Below are 22,432 nucleotides of genomic sequence, written 5' to 3' on the forward strand. Positions count from 1 at the left end.
GTAATTATCTGGAGGAGGACTGGGATCAGCAGCCGGTGCAGGAGAGGGCGGCTGCCGAAGCTGAACGAGTGCCACTACAACACTGAGCACTCCCGCAAGAGTTCCGACCACGGTGAGTGCCGTCCCCAGGTCCACTCCGTAACTGTAGGGGCATCGCAGGCGCCGCAGCACCGATGCGCGATCCTGACCACAGCTGGTCGAAGGGTTTGCTCTCCAGCCACTTGATCGAACCCCCGGATGACGGGTTCGATGGCTCGACCACGCCACATGCACGCCTTTCCTGTTCACTGACCTGGACCTCGCACCGTGGACCCGCGAGGGCGGGGGAGAGGCTCCTTCTAGGAGATGTGGACTACGCGTGGACCAACTGGCACGCGTGTGGCACGGCCTGCGACAGCCGGACGGGGATGCCCATGTGCGTGACTGTCCGGCCTTGTTGATGTCAGCCGTAGATGTCGGAGACCTTCAGATCCGTAGCTCCAGCCGGATCGGTCCGCGGCGGCCATACCGTCCGCTGCGTGGGGCCGGAAAGCTGTTACCAGCCGGGTCCGGTTCATGTGCGCGTCTGTGCTCGGCGTCGCCGGGGCGTGCAGCTGTTCCGTCACGGGCGAGAACTGGCGAGGCCATACGGGGTATTCGGCTCGTCTGTACGGCCCTCGTCTACGGGTCTTGAGCGGGAAGGTGCTGGAGACGCGTTTAGCGTCGGCTGCGGCGATCATCAGCGCCGCGGCGGTCCCGGACATCCCTGGCAGGGCATCGGCCGCCGCACTTGATCCGGAGCACGGAAACGCCACTTTGGTGTCGTGCGCTACAGGAGGACTTGATGTCGGGTATCGCAGTGGCGGGGACGCGGGGGCAGTGCGAGACGAGGCGAAGTCGCGGGGGCGGCGCTTCGTGGTGGACGCTGCTGCGGGCTTGGGTGACGGGGCTGACGGTGCTGGCCGGGATGGTCGTCCCACTCGCCGCGGCCACACCCGCCGCCGCGCAGGACAACACCTTCGCCTACGTCACCAACGACAGCTCGGGCACCGTGTCGGTGATCGACACCGCCACTAATACGGTCACCGCCACCATCCCCGTCGGCACCGCGCCCCAAGGGGTGGCGCTCACCCCGGACGGCACCCGCGTCTACGTCACCAACTCCGGCTCGGACACTGTGTCGGTGATCGACACCGCCACCAATGCCGTCACCGCCACCGTCCCCGTCGGCAACCTCCCCCAGGGGGCGGCGGTCACCCCGGACGGGACTCACGTCTACGTCACCAACTCCGGCTCGGACACTGTGTCGGTGATCGACACCGCCACCAATACCGTCACCGCCACCGTCCCCGTCGGGGTGGGTCCTCGCGGTGTGGCGGTGGGAGGCAGCGTCTACGTCACCAACGCCGGCTCGGACACGGTGTCGGTGATCGACACCTCCAGCAATACGGTCACCGCCACCATCCCTGTCGGCGACTTCCCCCAAGGTGTGGGGGTCAGTCCGGACACCGTCTACGTCACCAACTCCAACTCGGACACGGTGTCGGTGATCGACACCTCCACCAATACCGTCACCGCCACCATCCCCGTCGGCGGCTTCCCCCTGGGGGTGGCGGTCGCCCTGGTCGGTGGCGCCAACGTCTACGTCACCAACTCCAACTCGGACACAGTGTCGGTGATCGACTCCGCCACTAATACGGTCACCGCCACGATCCCCGTCGGCGACCTCCCCCAGGGGGTGGCGGTCACCCCGGACACCTCGCGCGTCTACGTCACCAACGCCGCCTCGGACACCGTGTCGGTGATCGACACCTCCACCAATACCGTCACCGCCACGATCCCCGTCGGCGACCTCCCCGTTGGTGTGGCGGTCGGGAGCGTCCCCCTGACGTCGCAGACTCCGACCACGCTGACGCTGAAGGTGGAGGAGAGGAGGGGGCACGTGGTCCTCAAGGCCACATTGACCGCCGGCGGCCAGCCCCTGGAGGGCAAGGCCATCGAGTTCACCACCGACTCCACCTCGCTGTGCACCGACACGACCGACAGCAGGGGCCAGGCCACCTGCGAGGTCCCACGCGGACAGGACAACAAGGCCTGCTACACGGCCACGTTCGCCGGCGACGACACCCACGGCCCGTCCACCGCGACCGTCCACACGGAGGCCGACCACGGCGGCCCTCACCCTTCGACAAAGGCGATCGACCACAGCAGCATCCATGTCCTGACGCAGGCCACCGCGGCCTCACCAGGCCTCCCGACCGCCCGGCACGGCCGCTGAACATGCCGCAGCCATAGCGCTGACCGAGAGCTAGAGCCGGGGCTGGCCCACCCGATCGGCGTCGATCTGCCCCTGGTCGCCGCTGCCTGACGGCGGCTCCGCTCGGATGGTCCGTCCCGGCTGGCCTGGTGCTGGTTCGTGATCGCCCCGGTGGCCTCGCTGCTCGTCGATGTCAATCGTGGATGTGAAAGGCCCCGGGCCATGATCGGTCCGGGGCCGTTTCCCTTGTGCCCCCGCGGGATTCGAACCTGCGACACCCGCTTGAGGAGTGGGATCGCGTCCTTGCCGGGTGGCGCCCGGCGCTGCCGCGCGGTGCTGTTCCCCCTGGTCGGAACGGCACGGCGAGCCACTTGATCCGGCTCATGCCGCCCTGTGTCGGGCCGTCCGCTCACGCATCGCTCACGCGCTGTTGGCTGCCGAGCAGCGCCTGGTCAGACCTGCCCGAGGTCGATCTCCACCGGGAACGGGGCCACTACCTTCAGGACGCCGGTGAACACGTCTCCGTCCCGGTAGGCCTTCGTCGCGGGGTCGAGAACGTAGGTGTACACGAGAGGAACGCCTGTCGCGGCCTGCTCGATCCGCCAGTAGAAGCTGATGCCTGCCTTGGCGTACTGGTCAACCTTCACGATCCGGTCGGTGGTCTCCGAACCTGGCGACACCACCTCCGCGACCAGCAGCACGTGCTCGGGGCGGGTTGGGGTGAGGTCGATGGTGTCTGCCCGGTACACGACGACGTCGGGGCGGCGATTGGTGAGCGGGACGTCCTGAAGCCGGACGTCGAAGTCGGTGTCGGCGTTCCACTCCGGGCCCGCGGCGGCATCCAGGGCGTTCGCCAGAATCCGGGCCAGACGGCTGGGCCGCTTGGACGCACTCGGACTCACGACGACCATCCCGTCCACGATCTCGATACCGGCGCACTGCTCCTCGGACCACGACTCGTACTCCTCCGCCGTGATCTGCTCATGCATCCACGCCGGGGCCATCATCTCGGCCGTCATGAAGCACCTCCCGGACGCTGTGCCGCGGGCCCGATCCCGCTGGATCGAGCGTACTGTCTGCCGTCCGCCCGGCACGCTGATCTCGCTCACGTCCCCTTCCGTCGGTCGTCATCCGACCAGCGAGCCCACGACAAGCGAGGAACCAGTGCCGGCCCGCGGAACGTCCCGGGCCGGCAGCCGCGCCGCCGTCGAAGGACTGTACGGAGCGGTCACGACGCCGCGCCGGGCTACTGAACGAGATGCGCCCCACCTGGTCGCGCTACGGAACGGACACCCGCTCACCGGCGAACCGGCGAGGGCGGCACCCCGCCCGTTCAGCCCCGGCAGCCTGCGGACACTGGTCCCCGACATCACCGAACGCGACGTCTGCGGCCGGGCTGTGCTCGCAGGCCTATGAGACCTGCGGGCCTCCGCACCACAGGTGCACGTCGAACGCAGCAGGCGGCGAGTGATCTTTTGGAGGCTTTGCCGTCATCGCTGCCGGACGTGCACGAGGCGAGCAGGACTACTGACGCTGCCAAGCGCATCCGGCGAGCCATGCCCGCGGGCTCGAAAAGGTCATGCCGAGGTTTCCCAGTACTTCCAGCCAGTCTCGGACGTGGGCAGCGTCGCCGACCCGTGAGCGATCTCGACGCCACCACAGCTGCTACCACCGGCGGAACGGTACGGCTTCCAGTTCAGCTTGTACCCCCACGAGCCGTACTGCAGGTGTCCGTACTTGTTCCGGCTGATGTCATGGAGTTCGATCCGCCGCTCGCGGCGCGGCTGCTCAGGGCCGGCTGCCTGGCATTTGCCCGTGTGTCGAGAGCCGTGCTTGTGCGCCTGTGTTCGCCATCGTTGATGTCAGCCATGGATGTCAGCTGCCTCCCCACCATGGGCACCAACGACACTGCTCGTGCCATCAGAGGCGGGTTCCGCCGGTCGGCCCGGTTTGCTCGGCTGTGCTGTTGGTCGGGTTAAAGCCTGATGACTACTAGGGCGATGTCGTCGCGGCCGCCGCCGCTGACGCCGAGGCGGGCCAGCAGCGTGTCGGCCAGGCGCTCCGGGCTTAGCTCGCTCGACTCGGTGAGGGTGTCAGTGAGGCGCTGCAGGCCGACATCTATGTCCTCCGTGCGGCGTTCGATCAGCCCGTCGGTGTAGAGCACGAGGAGGTCACCAGGTGCGTACTCCACGGTGGCCTGGGGCCGCGGGACGTGTTCCGGGCGGACTCCCAGCGGCGGGTCGGTGGCCTGGTCCAGCAGCTTGCAGCCGCCGCCCGGGTGGGTCAGCACCGGCGGGGGGTGGCCAGCGCTGCTGTAGATGATCAGGCGGCTACGCTTATCGATCAGCACCTTAACCGCGGTGGTGCCTAGCGCTCCGTCGACGGACCTGGCATACAGGCCGAGGACCTCCAGCGCCTGGGCGGGGCGTGGAATGGCCCGGATCGCTGCGCTCAGGGCGCTGCGGAGCATGCCCATGATAGAGGCAGCCTCGACGCCGTGGCCGACGACGTCACCGACCGCTATGGCTATGTTGTCGGGCGGCAGGTCGACGATGTCATACCAGTCACCGCAAATGTTCAGCGAGCCGGTGGCGGGCAGGTAGCGGACGGCCATCTCGGGGTGGCGGGCCAGGTCAGGGGAGCGGAGCATAGCCTCCTGCAGCATGACGGCCACCTCACGCTCACGTGCATGGGTCTGCCGCAGCTCCTCGTTCAATCTCTGCAGCTCAACGGCTCTCGCATACAGTTCCGCCTCCAACACCTGCATGGCCTGCAGGCGCTCACCCAGCTGCTCATTGGTAAGACGCCGGGCACCGTGGGCCTTGACGAACGCGGTTACGTCCTCCACGCGGTGGATGATCCACGCCACCTTCCCGTCCGGCCCCAGCACCGGAGTGTTGACCGGAGACCACCACCGCTCCTCGAACACCCCCGGTTCCCCCACGATCGGGATGTCGTACTTCTGCAGAGCCAGCGTGTCCGGTCTGCGGGAAGTGAGGACGCGGTGGAAAGACGCGTTCAGGTTTCGGACTCCGTCGGCTTCGGGGTCGGCGGGGTTGTCGGGGAACGCGTCGAAGATTTGCTGTCCGATCAGGTCCTGCCGAGTCCGCCGGGTCGCCTCCAGATACGCCTGATTCACGTCGACAATCACCAGGTCGGGGCCCAGTACCACATAGGGGCTCGGCGTAGCGGCGAACAACGCTGCGTGGTCAACTTCCGGGGTCATCGCGCCATACCCCCTGCCGTTGTCACAGCCCTGATATCAACGTAGACCTCGCAGCCCGCGCTCGCCCCCGCGGCTGACCCCATGGACAGGCGGTGAACGCCCCGGTCCGGCACCGGCGCATAGGGGCTGTGTGACCAGCGCGGGCGGTGGAGCGGCTTTGGGCTGGACCTGCCATGGGGCGAGAGATCGGGGCCCGTAAGCTGTTGGCGACTCGGGCGGTCTGTGGACCTGCCCGTTAAGGCCCGATGTGGGCCGCGATCTTCGAGGCTCGCCCCATGATGGGTCGCCGTACTCGCTGGCCTCGTAGCGGGTGACACCGCGTGGGCCGCTGTTCCTCCTTGCCGACACGATGCCCGGCGACCCATGGGAACAAGCCGTCACGGCATGCCTGACCGTTCTATGCCGCCGCGACGCCGGGCAGCCGATCGACGGCCACCTGGCCGACCTGGTGACGGCCTACTCCGGACGGAAGACCGAACTCGGGATGACCGTCTTCGACACCCGGCTCGGACTCACAGTCCTCGACGCGATCGGGTCCGCCGAGGCGCTCGCCGCGCACCGCATCGTCGAGGACCTCCACCGCAGGACGACGGACGCCGAAGATGGCTACGTGGCCCGCGAGAATTTGCCTCACCCTCTGTTCACCGAGATCGCCACAGACCGGCAAGTGCACGACTGTCGCGCGCTGGTGCGCGCCTGCGCCCTCGGCGCAGGGCTCCTCCCGGACGAACTGCGACGAGAGCTGACAGCGGCTCTGCGCGCCAGCGACATCGTGATCCGGGAAAGCCTCGCACGTTCCTTCGGTCCCGGAGAAACGCAGCCTTGCACCACAGCGGCCAGACAGGCGTGCTCATGTACGCCTCTGTCCGACGCCGTTGATGTCAGTCATGGATGTCAGAGTCCGTCTGCGGGCAAGGGGCGTGCCTCGGACCCAAGGTGGTCGAGACCCAACGGAGGTTGAGAAGATCCTGGCATGCAGTTCGATGACCCTGTCAGTTTGAGCCGCGTATGCACAGAACGGCTCGGTGAGAAGGCCGGTCGGCAGTTTGCTGTCATGGCCCGCCGCGGCTTTCAGTTGGTCCGCCCAGCGGGAACTGTCCAGGCCACTGGGCAATGCCGACTTGGTGGGCCTGCTCTCCTCGAACCGGAGACCTGCTGGCCCGAACAGAGCGGGGTTCCGTTGTCCCTGCATGCCGTGTTGGACACCGATGCTCTGGCTACCTGGCTGGGCAACGAACTGCCCACACGGCCAGGCCTGCTCAACTTCTTCTACCTCGATCCAGACTTGCCGTACGAGGAGTACCGCCAACTGGACATGTCCGAGTCCGGGGCATACCGCGTCATTCCCGTTGACCCGGCACGGGCAGTTGAGACGAGGGCACCCGAACCAGCGAGAAGTTACCCGGCTATACCCGTCCAGGCGGCTGAGACAGCCATGCTCCCGGACTGCTGGGACGTCGAGGACGAGGACGTGGAGTTTGACAGGGACCAGCACTGGGGCGCGGCATCACTCATTCTCGATGAGATGGGAGATCTCGACGGGAACACCGCCGGCAGTCACTGCGCCTTCGGTTGGCCGGACACCTCGTACACGCTCAAGGTGTCGTGCCGCGACGCCGACGGCCCAGCTGTCCATCTGCTCCAGCTTGCCGAGGACACCGAACTCGGATGGGGTTGGGGGGACGCCGGAACGTTGTACTTCACGATCCCGGTCAAGGCACTTGCGATCGGCGACTTCAGCCAGGCCGTGGCACAGGTTCTCTGCTGTTGATCCGCACAGCAGGAGATCGTTGCCGGAGACCAGATCGCCGTCGGCGTGGCCACTTGGAAGAAGTAGATGTCAAAGGCCCCAGACCGTGATCGGTCCGGGGCCTTTTCCCTTGTGCTCCCGGCAGGATTCGAACCTGCGACACCCGGTTTAGGAGTTCGATCCGAGCACGGCCCGGCTGCTGCCGTCGACTGGTGCGACGGCCGGACAGGGGTGCTGGTGTACGCCCCCCTCCGGCGTCGTTGATGTCAGCCGTGGATGTCAGAAGCCTTCTGATCCGTAGGATCGGGCAGCTCGTTGAGCGGGGTCTCGGCCTTCTTCTGAGTTGATCGCTGTAGGTCGTAATCATGAGCCGGTGAGTGCTGTCGTTGCCGTCAGCGTTGCCGTCACCCCCCTCAGCTTGAGATTTGTCCTCGCCGTTCGAACACGTCCCTCTACCGCGCCGGCTGAGCCTTGTCACCCGCTTCAGCCCTGTGTGGGCGGTCGCGAGTTCCTGGCCGTCTGAGCTACTTCCTGCCGCACTCCGACTGCGGCACCGCCGTCTTGTTCTCCCCGAATGGCGAGTCACCAAGCCCGAGTCCCGACCAGTACACCCCCACCGACGCCTGCGGAGTGCCGGTCGCGGCTGTGACGAACACCTGTGACACATACCGCTGCCCCGAGGCGGTTTTCCCCTCCACCTTCAGCACACGCCCACCGTCCATCGTGTCGGTGTTCTCCACCACGGCCGAGTCGATGATGTGCGGTGCGACCCCCGGCTCGAGGCAGAGCTCGGCCGCCTGCTTCCAGGTGTCTTCGCATGTCTTGGTCTGATAGGTGTTCGCGCAGAAAGCTTGGGCACTCTCCCCCGGCGCGGCAGCCATCAGGCGGTCCAGGACGGCGACTGCCTGCTTCTGACTGACGGGCGGCGCACTCGCGTGGGCCGTTGTGCCGGAGGAGCCGCCGCATCCTGTGGCGAGGGCCGCGACGAGGGCAGTGAGGCCGACCATTCGTGTGGGGCGCATGTCGGGTGTATCCGCTCCGCTAGGGGGGTGGCGTGGGCGCACTGATGATGCCCCAGCACGGGGGCCTACGTGCAGGTGGCGACTGGTTTTGAGGGAAGTCTGAGGCCTTAGGTCCGTCACACTCCGACAGCAACCTCAAAGGCAGCTCAGAGTTCGTGAGAGAAACCTGCGGATCATGGTGCTGACGTGCAGACTCCCCGATGACCACAACCTCCGAAATTTCGGAGGTGGACCCCTTCTGAACTGGTGCCCCCGGCAGGATTCGAACCTGCGACACCCGCTTTAGGAGAGAGGGTGGGGTGCCTGGCCGGTGACCTGCGGCTTCAACGGCCGAGCTAGAAGGCATGGATAGTCCTGCCGACCCCCTTGTTGACAGGGGCTGACCCCTGCATCTGGCGCGGCTGTGGCACGCTCACTGGCTTGAGCTCCGAGGCGGCTTTCCGTATTCGGCAGGCGGTAGCCCGCTGGCTCTCTGCTGTCGGGGCTCTGGTCGGGGGACGTGCTTGTCCCAGACACCTCAGCCGTGGTGCACGGATGGGGCTCACCTCTGTCCAGGTTCGCCGATCCTTGGCTTCCCTCTCCTTGCGCTGGGCCACACCGTATGCGGACCCCGGACCCTGATGGACTGGGCAGCGGGTGGGGCACGGGCACCTTCTGATCCGTAGCCCTGTACGGGCCGCGGAACGCGGTGGACAAGGTACTGAAGGGCGTGCGGATGCACACGTGACTGAATCTGCACAGCGAATGCGCAACTGCGTCACGGGCGCGTTCTGTTGGTGCGGAGTTGTCCTGGTCGGAGCTGTCGTGGCAATAGCTGTCGTTTTCCTGTGCGGCGCAATATGTAGAGAAGCCGCCCTCAATTCGTGTGCATGCGTGCATGGATGAGTGGCCGACTGTTTCAACTGCCCTGCCGGGAACAGCGACCGACTGGATGCCGGGCACGCTCCGTGATTTGATCCTTCGCGCCGCCGGGATCGCGCCAAGGCGTCCGGAAACGGATGGCGCGCCTGCGGTCGCGGCCCTGCGTCTCTCCCCAGCTTGGCCGCTCCCCCTTGTGGAACATCCATACGAAGGGCAGTTTCATCATGAACTCCGCTCCCCAGGTTCAGACCCTTGAAATCTCCGACGCCGAGCTCGACACCGTCTCCGGCGGCCTGAGCCCGCAGGTCGGCATCGCCGCCGGCCCCACGGCGATCGGCAGCTCGGACCTCGTGGCTCAGTTCGGCGCGGTCAAGGACGAGGTCCTGGACACCGTCGGCCAGTACCACCAGGCCGGCGTCACCGTCTCCTTCTGATCGCTAGATCGCGGGACTTCCTCATCGCGGGATCGCTGATACCGGCAGCCTGACCGCCGATCGGCGTCCACAGCGACAAGCCCCCTACCCGCGGGTATTCGCTGGTAGGGGGCTTGATCGTTAGGTGTTGCTTGGAAGGGGCCGTGATCCGGATGGTTCTCGCCGATCTCGAAAGTGCCGAAGTACACCAACGCCGATCGGATTACCGCAGGTGGGAACGGTCAGCACCCGGCCGAGAAGACGTACCCGAGCAAGACCGATGCCCAAATCGCGCTCACTCAGGTCGAGGCGGACATCACGCGCGGACAGTGGTCAGATCCAGACGCGGGCGCGTTGAACTTCGGCGACTATGCGACGGTATGGCTGCGCGACCGGAAGCTGGCCGACCGTACTCGCGAGCGGAACGAGTCGGTCATTCGGCTGCACATCGTCCCGACCTTTGCAGCAGGCTCCATCGCCGACGTCTCCACCGCTCGGGTGCGGAGCTGGCGTGGCAAGCTGCTGGCTACCGGGGTGGGGGAGCCCACCGTGGTCAAGGCGTATCAACTGCTCAGAGCCTTGTTGAACACGGCCGTGGACGACGAGTTGATCCGTCGCAACCCGTGCTGGATCAAGGGCGCAGACCGCTATGACGTGCCGGAACGGCCGGTGTTGACCGTCGCGGAGGTCTTCGGCATCGCCGATGCCATCGGGCCGCGCTATCGGCTGCTCGTCCTCCTGGCCGCGTTCACCACGCTCCGCTTCGGCGAGTTGGCCGCGCTCCGCCGCAAGGACATCGACCTGTCCGGCCGTGTGGTCGTGGTTCGTCGCGCGCAAGCCGAGCTGCAGAACGGCCGTCTCTTCGACAAGGCGCCGGCGGCAGGAGTGCGTGCGGTGTCCGTCCCCGCCGAGCTGGTCGACGAGATCAGGCACCACCTTGCGCAGTACCCCGGGCCGGGCCAGGAAGGGCATGTCTTCGTGGGGCCGCAGGGCGGGCAGCTTCGGCGGAGCAACTTCCGGGACGACTGGATCAAGGCAAGGAAGGCGGCGGGCGTCGCGGCCGAGCTGCACTTTCACGACCTGCGGCACACCGGCAACACACTGGCCTCCGCGGCCGGGGCCAGTACGCGGGAGCTGATGACGCGGATGGGCCACAGCAGCTCACGGGCCGCGCTGATGCACATGACCAGCGACCGTGACCGAGCCATCGCCGACCGGCTCGGTTCCATGATCCGCGGCGGTGGGGGAGCGGCCTCGGGCTCCCCCGAGGAGGCCTCGGCGGACACGTAGGGCGCGCGTGTGGCACGGCGCCTGAAACGGCTAAGGGTCAGCCCGGGAGGAAACCCCTCCTGAGCTGGCCCTTAGTTCTGTGCTTCGGCAGGATTCGAACCTGCGACACCTGCCTTAGGAGTTCGATCAGCTGAACCTGGTGCTTGGGCACCGAGCCTGCGACAGAGCATGGTGAGTTCTCCGTGAGGCGCCCAAGACCGATACCAGTCTGCTCACGTTGATGTCAGAGTCTGCCGTCACGACCTCTTCGTCCCGAACGCGATCAGTAGCCTGCTTGACCTCCCCAACCGTTTCGCTGGCCGGAGAGTTGGTCGTGGGCAGCGTCTATGGGCGTCTCGAATCTGCGGCCAGCCGCGACCACGGCTTAATCGGCACCACGGCGACGACCGCAGCCTGATGACGCTTTCGCCGCCAGGGCCAGACGTATGCCGGCGTGTCGCCAAACGGGATCCACCACGTCCAGCGGTGGCCACCGAGCTACGCAGACGATCATGAATGGGACGTGATGAAAATTACCATTCAGCTATTTGGGCTGTTGCATGGCGCCATTCCGAACCTAGCCTGTGGCAACTCCTTAACGCACCGCTAACACCGTGAGGCCGCCCCATGGCATCTGTCGACCAGCTTGCCCCACCAAGCACCGGCCAGCACCACAGCTCCCTCCGACGGAACGTCGGACTGATCGGACTGCTCTGGGCGTCCGCCGGCTCGATCATCGGATCCGGCTGGCTGTACGGCGCGAAGAACGCCGTCGTCGCCGCCGGCCCGGCGGCTCTGATTTCCTGGGGTATCGGCGCGGTCGCGATCGTGCTGCTGGCGTTCGTTCATGCCGAGCTGGGTGGAATGTTCCCCGTCGCCGGCGGTACCGCCCGTTACCCGCACTACGCCTTCGGTGGCTTGGCAGGCATGTCCTTTGGCTGGTTCGCTTGGCTGCAAGCGGCAACCGTGGCGCCGATCGAGGTCGAGGCCATGATCGGCTACGCCGGTCACTGGCACTTCGCCAAGAGCTTCCTTAATGACAACGGCACCCTGACGACGAGCGGCTTCATCGTCGCGGTGATCCTCATGGGCGTCTTTGTCGCCGTGAACTTCCTCGGTGTCACGGTGCTGGCCCGGACCAACAGCGCTGCCACCTGGCTGAAGATCTTCGTGCCGCTGCTCGCCATCTTCGCGCTCGCTGTGACCCACTTCCACACCAGCAACTTCACCTCGCACGGCTTCGCGCCGTTCGGCTCCAAGGGCGTGCTCGCCGCGATCAGCACCAGCGGAATCGTCTTCGCCCTCCTCGGTTTCGAGCAGGCGATCCAGCTGGCGGGCGAGAGCCGCAACCCCAAGCGCGACATCCCTCGCGCGGTACTCGGCTCAGTGGCCATCGGCACGCTGATCTACGTCCTGCTGCAGGTCGTCTTCATCGGCGCACTGCCCGGCAGCAGCTTCGCCAAGGGCTGGGACAAGCTCGACTTCGTCGGTATCAGTGGCCCCTTCGCGGGTCTGGCCACCCTTGTCGGTCTGGGCTGGCTGACCGTGGTGCTGTACTTCGACGCCATCGTCTCCCCGGGCGGCACCGGTCTGATCTACACGACCTCCACGTCCCGTATCTCCTACGGTCTGAGCAAGAACGGCTACGCGCCGCGCGTCTTCGAGCGCACGGACTCACGCGGGGTCCCGGTGTACGGCCTGATCATGTCCTTCGTCACCGGCGTGGTCTGCTTCCTGCCGTTTCCGAGCTGGCAGCAGCTGGTCGGCTTCATCACCTCCGCCAGCGTGCTGATGTACGCGGGCGCTCCACTGGCCTTCGGCGCGCTGCGCCGGCGCCTGCCGAACCGTGAGCGCAGCTACCGGCTGCCGTTGGGCGGTGTGCTCTCCCCGCTGGCGTTCATCGTCGCGAGCCTGATCATCTACTGGAGCGGCTGGCAGACCCTGGAGAAGCTGGGCGAAGCGATCGTCCTGGGCTACATCCTGCTCGGCGGCTACGCCCTCTACGCGACCAAGAAGGGCCTGCCGAACGCTCCGCGGATCAGTTGGAAGTCCGCCCAGTGGCTGCCGGTCTACCTGCTCGGCATCGGTGTGACTTCCTGGCAGGGCACCTTCGGTAACGGTCAGGGCAACCTGCCGATGTGGACGGACATCGCCGTCGTGGCCGTGTTCTCCCTGGCGATCTACCACTGGGCGATCCGCGTGGCCCTGCCGACCGACGCGATCGAGCAGAACATCGAGGACGTCGAGGTCGTCGACGCAGGCGGTCACTAACCCGTCCGCACCCCCTGATACCGGGGCGGTGCGGGAGCGGCCTCAGGCTCCTCCGAGGAGGCCCCTGCGGACACGTAGTGGCACGCGTGTGGCACGGCGCCGGAAACGGCGAAGGGCCAGCCCGGGAGGAAAACCCTCCTGAGCTGGCCCTTCTTGCTGTGCCCCCGGCAGGATTCGAACCTGCGACACCCGCTTTAGGAGAGCGGTGCTCTATCCCCTGAGCTACGAAGGCGGGGCTTGTCGAACACCTTGCCGGAAATCCCAGAGGGAGTGACCCGACCTGATGAGACGAGCGCCCTGGTCAGGCTGGCTCTGGGGCGCTGTCCGGGGTGGGTCCGGAGGGACACATTCCCGGGCACGTGCCCTTTGGCCGTCTGACCGCTGACAGCGTAGCGGATAGGGCTTCCCGAGGTCGCCCCCATTGGCCCCCGAGTGCAGGGGCGTGCCCGGGCTGCTGCTTCTGACCTGCGGAGTTCCGATGGCGGGGCAGGGGGCCTCGTCGCTGGTGATCAAGGTTCGGCGCGCTGGGTGGAAGGCGCGATGTCCGTTCCATCGGGTGGGTCCCGACCACCCCTCGAAAGTCGGGTGAGTCGGGTGCGTCGAGGCGCCAAGTCCCGGCTCGCGGCCGGTGAACTGGCGCATGTGAGCGCCGGCCCCGACTGGCACGCGGTTCCCGTCGGCCGATACCGCCAGCGTCACGCCCCCGGCCTCGCACCGGCCTGGTGTTCCCGGCCCCCGGCCTCGCACTGGTCGGTGCTCCAGGCCCCGCCCCCGGCCTCCCACCGGACCGGTGCTCCAGGCCCCGCCTCCGCGCCTCGCACCCAACCGGTCCTCCCCACCCCGAATCAAATGTCCGCCCCACACCCCACTGGCTCCTGTGCCGCCATCGCCCCGGCTCCAGTGCCGTCATCACGCCGGCTCCAGTGCCGTCCTCCGGTCCCAGGGACGTCATCGCCCTGGCCCCAGTGGCGCCCATCGCCCTGGCCCCAGTGACGTGATCGTCCCGGTCCCAGCAGCGCCCATCCCCCCGGCCCCCGTGCCGTAATCGGCGGCACGACGAACGGAACCTATCTGGTCAGATCACTAGCGTTACTCGAGCTAAGCGCGATGTTCCCGCGTCATTCTGCTGCGTGCGTCGAGACGTAGTGAGGTGCATTATGGATACTGCAGTAGAAAGGGCGATCGAGTGCATTCGGGAGCGTTACGGCGAGCCGCTGACTCTCACGGAGATCGCCGAAAGCGCCCTGCTCAGCCGTTTCTATTTCACCCGGCTGTTCAAAGAGGAGACCGGGCTCACTCCCGGCAGATTCCTGGCTGCGGTCCGCATTTATCAGGCCAAGCGGCTGATCGAGAGTACCTCGATGAGTATCACCGAAATATCGTTCGCGGTCGGATACAACAGCCTGGGTTCGTTCACCAACTCCTTCACGGCCAGTGTCGGAGTGTCTCCCAGCCGGTTCCGCCGGCTGACGCGGGACGGGGGGGACGGCCTGCCAGGGCCGGAGCCGAGCGCGCGGTCGGGGTTCGGTGTGGTCGCGGGGACGATCAGTCTGCCGGAGGGCCACGGGAACGCGCAGGTGTACCTGGGCGCCTTCCGCACGCCCGTCGTCCAGCATCCGTCCGTCGCCGAGGTCGTCGTCGACGTGCCGAGCGGCCGTCCGTCCTGCTACTCCCTGAAGGACGTACCCGAAGGGAGCTGGCACCTGCTCGCGGTGGCGGTGGCCGACGGCATCGGGCCCGATGCGCCGGCCCGGCGGACCTCGCTCGTCGGGGGGCGCGGCTCGGCGACCGTGGCCGTGAGCGCTGACAGCGTCACGAGCGCGGCGCTGCGTCTGCGCCCGAGCCGGCCGGTCGACCCGCCGGTCCTGCTCGCGCTGCCCGAGCTCGAACCCCGGGCCTCCGTCATGGCGCACCCCGGGTGCGCCTCCGTCACCCCGAGTCCGGATCCCGCCGGACGGCGCCAGGCCGCGGGCCACCTCCGGGTGGCGTCCGCGGCGCCGGCGCCGTCACGGTCGTGATCGTGGGGGATCACGGCACCATGTCCTGCTTGGTCTTGAGCCGCTCGGCGAGCAGGCTCCACTCCCTGCCGATGCGCTCGGCGATCGGGGCGATGACGCCGAGCCAGTGCGGCGGGACGGCGTCGACGAGCTCCCGCCAGTTCTCGTCGGGGTCGGTGGCGTGCAGCTGCATCCAGCGGAGGAACTCCCTGCCGCCCGCGTTGTACCGGATGGCGGGGTCGCTGGCCATCTTGGCCGCCACCGCCGTCCACGCGGGCGGCGCGTCGGTGTGGTTCCTGCGCTGCGGCGGCGCGGCATCGACGCTCGGGGCCACCCGTAGCGGCGCACGGGTGGCGCCGCCAGGAACCGCGGCGACGGACCTCGTCGCCTCGTCGGCCTGCCGTAGGGACTGCACGGAATGTACGGACTCCACGGGCTGTACGGACTGCACGGGAAGCGGCCGTGCGGCGGGTGTCTGGCGTCCTTCCCGCTCGGGGCCCTCGCCGCGCCGGAGCCGGGCGCTCACGTCGTGGACCGTGCCGAGTGACACGTCGGTCTCCTTGGCGACCTGACGGAGCGGGGCGTTCGGATGGGCGGTGATGTACTCGGCGGCGCGCCGCCTGCCCTCGCCCGGGTCCACCGGACGTCGCCTTCCGTCCCGGCCGATGCGCTTGCCGTCGAGCGCCGCTCCGTCCGCCGCCCGGTCGCGCAGCGACGCGATCGTCTTCGCGCTCAGCCCGGTGATCCCGGCGATGGCGCGGTCGGACCAGTCGGGGTGGGAGTTCAGGACACGCTGGGCTCCGGACACGCGGTCGGCCTTCGACAGCGGCAGTCCGTGCGAACCGTTCGCCTTCATGGCGATGACGAGCGCCTCGGAATTCGAGCAGTCGAGGAAGCGCGCCTTGATGCTGTCGTCGCCCCGGAGCCTGGCGGCCTCCAGTCGGTGCAGCCCGTCGATGATGCGATAGCCGTCCATCTGGACGAGAATGGGCGGAAGTTCCGCCGAGCCCGCCGCGTCGATGAGAAGCTGGATGTGAGAGGCGTCCGTTCCGTCCTGGCGCAGCGATATTCCGGGCGACAGCGCGTTGATGGGGACATCGCGTGCCGGCAGTTTCTCGAAATTCTTCAGATCGAATTCGCTGCGGGTCGAAGTTTCGGCGCTCTCCGCCCTGACGGCGGTGAATGCACTCGTTATCAAGACGGCTTGCGCATTGCTCTGAGACATTCCGTTTACTCCCTCTCTGCTGCCGCTCACGATGAGCGTCGCAGGGGGGTCTTTAGCTGCAGTCGAGGGCAGGTGGACGCTCCCTGGAAACACGACACCGCGGGTGCCCGCCGATCCGGCGGACACCCGCGGTGGGTGCGCAGAGGTCAGGCGTCCCTGCGTCGCAGCAGCACCGCCGCGACGACCAGCAGGACGGTCGTCCAGAGCGCGAGCACCCCGAGGCCCTGCCAGGGCCCCAGGACGTCGCCCGCGCGGGAGTGCTGTTGGGTGATCAGGTACCCGGCCTCGGTGGGGAGGTAGCCGTGGATGTGCTTGCCCACGCTGCCGGGCAGGAGCTTGGCCATCGGCGCGACGACCAGGACGAAGGCGATGACGCCGGTGATGCTCGCGGCCGTGTGCCGGATGATCGCGCCGATGGCGAGCGCGAACAGGCCGAGCAGGGACAGGTAGAGACCGCAGCCGACGACGGCGCGCAGGACGCCCGGGTCGCCGATGGCGACCGGCGCCTTGCTGTGCAGGATCGGCGCGCCGATGAAGAAGGAGGCGAACGCGGTCAGTTCGCCCACCGCCAGGACCAGCAGCCCGAAGACGGCGCCCTTGGCCGCCAGCACCGGCACCCGCTTGGGCACCGCGAGGAGGCTGGCACGGATCATGCCGGTGGAGTACTCGGAGGCGATGACCATCACGCCCAGCACGCAGATCGCGAGCTGGCTGAGCAGGATGCCGCTGCCCAGGATGGTGCCGGTCGGATCGAGCCGCATGGCGGCCTGCTGGGACGCGTCGCTCTTGTCCCAGTTCGCGACACCCATCTCCATGAACAGCGCGGTGAAGACCAGGGTGAGCACGATCAGGATGAGGAGCGACCAGACCGTGGAGCGTACGGAACGGATCTTGGTCCATTCCGAGAGCATCAGCCGCCCGAAGCTCGGCTTGTGCGCCTCGCCGACGGGTGCGGACGCGGGTGCGGTCAGGGTGGTCACTTCACGCCTCCGGCGGTGGACACGCCGGCGTCGTATTCGACGGCGTCTTTGGTCAGTTCCATGAAGGCGTCCTCGAGCGATCCGCGTCGGGTCGCGAGCTCGTGCAGGACCAGGCCGCCGGCGGCGGCGAGCTCGGCGATGCGGGGGGCCTCGAGCCCGGTGACGTCCAGGTCGCCCTCTTCGGCGTCGGTGACGGTGGCGCCCTCGGCCTTCAGCAGCTCGGCGAGCTGCTCCCGGTCGGGCGTCTTGACCCGGACGCTCTGCTCGGTGCTGCGCTCGACGAACTCCTCGGTGGAGCAGTCGGCGACCAGCCTGCCGCGGCCGATGACGATGAGATGGTCGGCGGTGACGGCCATCTCGTTCATCAGATGGCTCGAGACGAAGACGGCGCGGCCCTCCGCCGCGAGCGTCTTCATCAGGTTGCGGATCCAGAGGATGCCCTCGGGGTCGAGACCGTTGACCGGTTCGTCCAGGACCAGCGCCGCGGGGTCGCCCAGCAGCGCGGCGGCGATGCCGAGTCGCTGCCCCATGCCGAGCGAGAAGCCGCCCGCCCGCTTGCGGGCCACCGAGGCCAGACCGACCTGGTCGATGACCTCATCGACCCTGCGCTTGCCGAAGCCCTGGGTCTGGGCGAGGCAGAGCAGGTGGTCGTAGGCGCTGCGGCCGGTGTGGACGGCGCGCGCCTCCAGCAGCGCGCCGACCACCCGCATCGGCTGCGGAAGATCGCTGTAGCGGACGCCGTTGACGGTGGCCTCGCCGCCATCGGGCCGGTCGAGTCCCAGCAGCAGCCGCATGGTGGTGGACTTGCCCGCACCGTTGGGGCCCAGGAAGCCGGTGACCCGGCCGGGCTCGACAGTGAACGACAGATCGTTCACCGCGGTCTTGTCGCCGTAGCGTTTGGTGAGGTTCTTGGCCTCGATCATGGGCACCTCGGTTGAATGGGCTGCGAGAGATTTACGGGGGATAAAGTGCTCCCCACCCACCGTGGTATCAGGACTGCGATTCCGTTCAGTAGTCGGAGACCAGCCCGCGCTCTGAACGTTGGCCTCCGCTTTACCCGCGCGGCTATTTTTGACGGCGATGACCACCCGCGGACGCGGATGTTTCATCTGCTCATTCTCCTCAGTTGAACACGGAAACCCACGAGGGTGGTCATGAATTCAGTCGTCAACGATCCGGCGAGCGCCGGGCGGCCGGTGATCGGGATCTGCGCGCGGACCGCGCCGGTCACGCTCCAGGGCAGCGACATGGTCGTGAGCCTCGCGCTCCAGTCGCACGTCGCCTTCCTGTCCGCGGCGGGCTGCACGCCCCTGTTGCTTCCGCTGCTGCCCGGCGTCGAAAGCCTGGTCGGCCGGCTCGACGGCCTGCTGGTCCCGGGCGGCCCCGATCTGGATCCGCAGCTGTACGGTGAGGCCGCGCACCCGGTGACCCGGGCGATGAGTCCGGACGCCGACCGCGCCGAACTGGCGTTGGTCCGGGCGGCACTTGACGCCGAGTTGCCCGTCCTGGCCATCTGCCGCGGCACGCAACTGCTGAACGTGCTGCACGGCGGCACCCTCCACCAGCACCTGCCGGATGTCACGGGCCACCACGGCCACCGTCCGCGAACGCCGTCCTTCACGCTCGGCCACCACCGGCTGAAGCTCGAGCCGGGCAGCCGGATCGCCGGCGTCCTCGACGAGGACGCGCCGGAATCGGCCTGCCATCACCACCAGGCCGTCAACCGGCTCGGTGCCGGCCTCACCGCCACCGGCTGGGCGGAGGACGGAACCGTCGAGGCCATCGAAGTCAGGAATCATCCCTTCGCGATCGGCGTGCAATGGGAAGCCGGACAAACGGCCGACAAACGACTTCATCAAGCACTCGCCCAAGCCGCCGGACGCCCGAAAAACAGTTAGCCGCCGGAATTCGCAAACTTGAGAAAAGGCGGGCCTGCGGGCAAGCTTTTATCCGTTCCCGATCCGAAGGAGAATTACCGATGTCGCCGCGGATGCCTAACCCGTCACTGGTCGTTCCCGATGTTCTGCCGCCGATGCGTGCTCTGGTCAAGGCCATCAACAATGTCGGTGTGCCCTTGCAGACGCTTGTACTCATCCACCTGCGGGTGAGCCAGATCAACGGCCGTCCGGTCCAGATCCCCGTGAAGAAGCGCGAGTTCGAGGAGGCGGGGGAAGAGGACTACCGCCTCCCTCTGGTGGCTGCCTGGCGGGAGCAGACCTGCTTCACCGACGCCGAGCGCTCCGTGCTGGCTCTGGCCGAGGCGGCCACGCGTATCAACGACCAGGAGGACCCGGTGCCGGACGACGTCTGGGACGAGGCCGCCAAGCACTTCGACGAGCAGGAACTCGGCGCCGTGGTGCTCCACATCGGCCTGGTCAACCTCTGGAACCGCGTCAATGTCGTCACCAAGCAGGAGCCCGTGGACTGGCGAGTCAACCCCAAGAAGTGGACCCCGATGACCTCTCGGCTCGCCTCGGCCCGGTAGCCTCCCTCGTTCTCAGGCCCTGTTCGGTGAAAGATCCACCGAACAGGGCCTTTTGTCGTTTCCGGACTCAGCGGGGCAGGCGGGTGCGGCCGGCCGCGCTGGTGTTGAGGACGGCGAGCAGGCTCCGGGCCTGCACATTGACGTAGCGGCTGTGCCCGGCGAGCCAGTTCAGCTGGCCCGGGGTGACCCAGTGGAATCCCGGGGGCGCCTCGGCGGGCGTGGTGGCCTCGTCGGTCTCGACGATCAGATAGCGGCTCTCGGCGTTGAGGAACCGGCCGCCCTCCTCCGAGTGGATCGCCGAGTAGCGCACCCGGTCGGGAGACGCGTTCAGCATCAGGTCGAGGAAGGGCGGACGGTGCTCAGCCGCCAGATGGACGTAGTTCGCCGGAACGTACTGCACGGTCGGCGCGAGCTCGGCGGTGTCGAGGAAGCCTCCCTCGACGCGTGCGTGCACGAGGACGTGCGGGACCCCGTCGAAGACGCGGTAGGCGAAACCGACGATCCCGGGGCCCACCGGTTCGATGATCGGCTGTGTCCAGCCGGCGACCTCACGGCCCGCGCCCTCGACGGACACCGCCACCACCTGGAAGAACCTGTCGTCGACACGGCGGACGGAGTGCTCGTCCCGCTGCCAGCCGGCGATCTCCCGCAGGGGCATGCGGCGGGTACGGATGTCGTGACGGGCCCGTTCCCCGGTGAACCAGGCCAGCAGGTCGGCGTCGGACGACAGCGCCCCGGGTTCGGGAGGGGCCGTCGGAGCGCTCGCCAGCACGGTGCGCGCGTCCATGTTCACCACGTTGTCCAGGCGGAGCAGCGCCACCAGCTGTCCGAGGGTGAGCCAGCGGAACGCGTCGTCGAGGGGTATGTCGCCGTCCACCTCGACGATCATGTTGCGGTTGCGCTTCCGGTAGAACCAGGCGCCGTGCTCGGATTGCAGGACGTCCGTGAGCACCCGGTCCCTGTCCGGGGCGAGGAAGTGTTCCAGGTACTTCACCTCCGCCCCGCCGTGGGCCTTCGTGTAGTTGCTGCGGGTGGCCTGCACGGTGGGGGAGAGCTGGACCAGGTTGGGGTTGCCGGGCTCCATCTTCGCCTGCATGAGGAAGTGGAGGACGCCGTCGAACTCCTTGGCCAGGATGCCGAGGATGCCGATCTCCGGCTGCACGATGATCGGCTGCTGCCACTCGGCCTCCGGCCGGACGACGTGCAAGCCCTCGATGGTGAAGAACCGTCCGCTGCGGTGCCGCAGGTCGCCTGTCTCCGGCGCGAACGACCAGTGGTCGAGCTCGGCGAACGGGATCCGCCGGATCGCCGTCCCGCAGGACTGCCGGTGGAGGTCCAGCCAGCCCGGCACGTCGGACGTCGCGATGTGGACGCCCTCGGCCGTCGCGGCGGACAGGGCCAGCCTCTCGGATATCCCCGCTCTGGAACGCGGGACCAGTCGTGCCGGTGCGCTCACGGCCGACCACCGCTCTCCTTGACCGGCTTCCACCACTGCGGGTTGTCCCGGTACCAGGCGACGGTCTCCGCCAGTCCCTTGTCGAACGGGGTGAGCGGCAGGTGGCCGAGCTGCCGCTCGATCTTGGTCTGGTCCAGGGCGTAGCGCCGGTCGTGGCCCTTGCGGTCGGTGATGTGCTGGATCATGTGCGGCTCCGCTCCGCACAGCTCGGCGAGCCTGCGGGCCAGTGTCAGGTTCGGCACGGCCGTGCCGGCGCCGATGTTGTAGGCCTCGCCCGCCCGGCCCCCGGTGAGCACCCGGTGCAGGGCCCGGCAGTGGTCGTCCACGTGCAGCCACTCGCGGACCTGCTGTCCGTCGCCGTAGACGGGGATGGGGCGTCCCTCGAGCAGATGGGTGACGGCGAGCGGTATGAACTTCTCGGGGTGCTGATAGGGGCCGTAGTTGTTGGAGCAGCGGGTGACCGAGACGTTCAACCGGTGTGTACGGAAGTAGGCGAGGGCGATGAGGTCGGAGGCGGCCTTGGACGCGGCATAAGGGGAGTTGGGCAGGAGAGGGGACTCCTCGGTCCAGAACCCCTCCTCGATGGACCCGTACACCTCGTCCGTCGAGACGTGCACCACCCGATCGACGCCGACCGTCAGGCAGGCCTCGAGCAGCGCCTGTGTGCCCTCCACATTGGTCCGGACGAACGCGGTGCCACTCTCGATCGAACGGTCGACATGACTCTCGGCCGCGAAGTGCACCACCGCGTCCTGGCCGTCCAGTACCGAGCGCAGCAGTTCCCGGTCGAGGATGTTCCCCCGTACGAAGGTGAGCCGCGGGTGGGCGGCGGGGAGGTTGTCACGTCTTCCCGCGTAGGTCAGCTGGTCGAGGACCGTGACGTGCGCGTCCTCGAAACCCGGATATCCCCCGTCGAGCATGGTCCGTGCGTAATGCGAGCCGATGAATCCGGCTCCGCCGGTGACGAGGATTCTCATGAGACCACATCGCAGTCGGAATTCCATGGTCGAAGCATGTGTCTTTGCCCTTTTCGGTGAGAGGGATGAGGAACGCGCAATTCACGCTAAAGAATCGCCTGATTCCGGGCATCTTTCATATTGCCGGTTCAACCGCTGAAAAAAGCGTCGGGGGGGGGGGGGGGGGGGGGCGGCCCCCCCCCCCCCCCCCCGCAGCGCGGACACGACCCGGTGTAGCGGGGCGGGGTGGGAGGGGGGGGGGTGCGCGTCGGGGCGGGGGTGGGG

17 protein-coding genes, 1 tRNA gene and 2 pseudogenes are annotated in these 22,432 nt (G+C 67.7%); 10 read left to right on the top strand and 10 right to left on the bottom strand.

The window, feature by feature from the left end; translation table 11 throughout:
- The first annotated feature begins 823 nt into the window (after positions 1-823).
- Together ACFVXA_RS36555 and ACFVXA_RS36560 are read left to right on the top strand one after the other, a co-directional pair.
- Positions 824-2,257: a beta-propeller fold lactonase family protein gene (locus ACFVXA_RS36555; RefSeq protein WP_390028361.1), complete on the top strand. Its 1,434-nt coding sequence runs from the start codon at positions 824-826 to the stop codon at positions 2,255-2,257.
- A 45-nt stretch (positions 2,258-2,302) separates the two neighbouring features.
- Positions 2,303-2,431, top strand: a pseudogene (locus ACFVXA_RS36560) (SpdA protein); the annotation flags it as partial.
- Positions 2,432-2,688: 257 nt separating this feature from the next.
- Here the strand turns inward: ACFVXA_RS36560 and ACFVXA_RS36565 are convergent.
- Positions 2,689-3,255 carry a Uma2 family endonuclease gene (locus ACFVXA_RS36565; protein WP_390028362.1) on the bottom strand — a complete coding sequence of 189 codons (567 nt, stop codon included), beginning with the start codon at positions 3,253-3,255 and terminating at the stop codon, positions 2,689-2,691.
- Positions 3,256-4,211: 956 nt separating this feature from the next.
- On the bottom strand, positions 4,212-5,462 hold the full coding sequence (locus tag ACFVXA_RS36570) for a PP2C family protein-serine/threonine phosphatase (RefSeq protein ID WP_383737392.1): 1,251 nt from the start codon (positions 5,460-5,462) through the stop codon (positions 4,212-4,214).
- Positions 5,463-5,744: 282 nt separating this feature from the next.
- Between ACFVXA_RS36570 and ACFVXA_RS36575 the strand changes: the two are divergent.
- Both ACFVXA_RS36575 and ACFVXA_RS36580 read left to right on the top strand, forming a co-directional pair.
- Positions 5,745-6,273: pseudogene (locus tag ACFVXA_RS36575) on the top strand (hypothetical protein); the annotation flags it as partial.
- Positions 6,274-6,516: 243 nt separating this feature from the next.
- On the top strand, positions 6,517-7,233 hold the full coding sequence (locus tag ACFVXA_RS36580; RefSeq protein ID WP_390028393.1) for a DUF1963 domain-containing protein: 717 nt from the start codon (positions 6,517-6,519) through the stop codon (positions 7,231-7,233).
- Positions 7,234-7,736: 503 nt separating this feature from the next.
- Here ACFVXA_RS36580 and ACFVXA_RS36585 read toward each other — a convergent pair.
- Positions 7,737-8,234 carry a hypothetical protein gene (locus tag ACFVXA_RS36585; RefSeq protein ID WP_384398631.1) on the bottom strand — a complete coding sequence of 166 codons (498 nt, stop codon included), beginning with the start codon at positions 8,232-8,234 and terminating at the stop codon, positions 7,737-7,739.
- A 1,085-nt stretch (positions 8,235-9,319) separates the two neighbouring features.
- Between ACFVXA_RS36585 and ACFVXA_RS36590 the strand changes: the two genes are divergently transcribed.
- The 3 genes from ACFVXA_RS36590 (at position 9,320) to ACFVXA_RS36600 (ending at position 13,048) form a co-directional block, all read left to right on the top strand.
- Complete coding sequence (locus ACFVXA_RS36590; protein ID WP_355858826.1) at positions 9,320-9,529, top strand: hypothetical protein; 210 nt, start codon at positions 9,320-9,322, stop codon at positions 9,527-9,529.
- 174 nt (positions 9,530-9,703) lie between these two features.
- Complete coding sequence (locus tag ACFVXA_RS36595) at positions 9,704-10,798, top strand: tyrosine-type recombinase/integrase (RefSeq protein WP_390028363.1); 1,095 nt, start codon at positions 9,704-9,706, stop codon at positions 10,796-10,798.
- Positions 10,799-11,404: 606 nt separating this feature from the next.
- A complete protein-coding gene (locus ACFVXA_RS36600) occupies positions 11,405-13,048 on the top strand; it encodes an APC family permease (protein WP_383737402.1) in 1,644 nt (547 codons plus the stop codon).
- 159 nt (positions 13,049-13,207) lie between these two features.
- On the opposite strand, the gene ACFVXA_RS36605 is transcribed toward ACFVXA_RS36600, so the two are convergent.
- Positions 13,208-13,280 (bottom strand) — tRNA-Arg (locus ACFVXA_RS36605).
- A gap of 925 nt (positions 13,281-14,205) precedes the next feature.
- Here ACFVXA_RS36605 and ACFVXA_RS36610 point away from each other — a divergent pair.
- Positions 14,206-15,066 carry a helix-turn-helix domain-containing protein gene (locus tag ACFVXA_RS36610; protein WP_383900473.1) on the top strand — a complete coding sequence of 287 codons (861 nt, stop codon included), beginning with the start codon at positions 14,206-14,208 and terminating at the stop codon, positions 15,064-15,066.
- A gap of 10 nt (positions 15,067-15,076) precedes the next feature.
- Here the strand turns inward: ACFVXA_RS36610 and ACFVXA_RS36615 are convergent, their stop codons facing one another.
- From ACFVXA_RS36615 to ACFVXA_RS36630, 4 genes are all read right to left on the bottom strand, one after another.
- Positions 15,077-16,270, bottom strand: a complete 1,194-nt coding sequence (locus ACFVXA_RS36615; protein ID WP_362016446.1) for a ParB N-terminal domain-containing protein — start codon at positions 16,268-16,270, stop codon at positions 15,077-15,079.
- Between the two features lie 146 nt (positions 16,271-16,416).
- Positions 16,417-17,250 (bottom strand): ABC transporter permease, encoded by an 834-nt coding sequence (locus ACFVXA_RS36620; protein WP_390028364.1) that lies wholly within the window; start codon positions 17,248-17,250, stop codon positions 16,417-16,419.
- Positions 17,247-18,173 (bottom strand): ABC transporter ATP-binding protein, encoded by a 927-nt coding sequence (locus ACFVXA_RS36625; RefSeq protein ID WP_384023740.1) that lies wholly within the window; start codon positions 18,171-18,173, stop codon positions 17,247-17,249. Before ACFVXA_RS36625 ends, ACFVXA_RS36620 begins: the two co-directional genes overlap by 4 nt.
- 182 nt (positions 18,174-18,355) lie before the next feature.
- Entirely contained in the window at positions 18,356-18,499 is a 144-nt protein-coding gene (locus ACFVXA_RS36630; RefSeq protein WP_383737413.1) for a hypothetical protein, read from the bottom strand.
- Here ACFVXA_RS36630 and ACFVXA_RS36635 point away from each other — a divergent pair.
- Together ACFVXA_RS36635 and ACFVXA_RS36640 are read left to right on the top strand one after the other, a co-directional pair.
- Positions 18,498-19,148 (top strand): gamma-glutamyl-gamma-aminobutyrate hydrolase family protein, encoded by a 651-nt coding sequence (locus ACFVXA_RS36635; protein WP_390028365.1) that lies wholly within the window; start codon positions 18,498-18,500, stop codon positions 19,146-19,148. The two genes, ACFVXA_RS36630 and ACFVXA_RS36635, sit on opposite strands and share 2 nt — an antisense overlap.
- A gap of 134 nt (positions 19,149-19,282) precedes the next feature.
- Positions 19,283-19,735 (top strand): carboxymuconolactone decarboxylase family protein, encoded by a 453-nt coding sequence (locus tag ACFVXA_RS36640; RefSeq protein WP_383737419.1) that lies wholly within the window; start codon positions 19,283-19,285, stop codon positions 19,733-19,735.
- A 67-nt stretch (positions 19,736-19,802) separates the two neighbouring features.
- Here the strand turns inward: ACFVXA_RS36640 and ACFVXA_RS36645 are convergent, their stop codons facing one another.
- Complete coding sequence (locus ACFVXA_RS36645; protein WP_390028366.1) at positions 19,803-21,191, bottom strand: NDP-hexose 2,3-dehydratase family protein; 1,389 nt, start codon at positions 21,189-21,191, stop codon at positions 19,803-19,805.
- On the bottom strand, positions 21,188-22,168 hold the full coding sequence (gene rfbB / locus ACFVXA_RS36650; protein ID WP_389756245.1) for a dTDP-glucose 4,6-dehydratase: 981 nt from the start codon (positions 22,166-22,168) through the stop codon (positions 21,188-21,190). Before rfbB ends, ACFVXA_RS36645 begins: the two co-directional genes overlap by 4 nt.
- Positions 22,169-22,432: the final 264 nt, after the last annotated feature.

Origin of the sequence: Streptomyces sp. NPDC058246, assembly GCF_042881985.1 — a bacterium.
Lineage (GTDB): Bacteria > Actinomycetota > Actinomycetes > Streptomycetales > Streptomycetaceae > Streptomyces.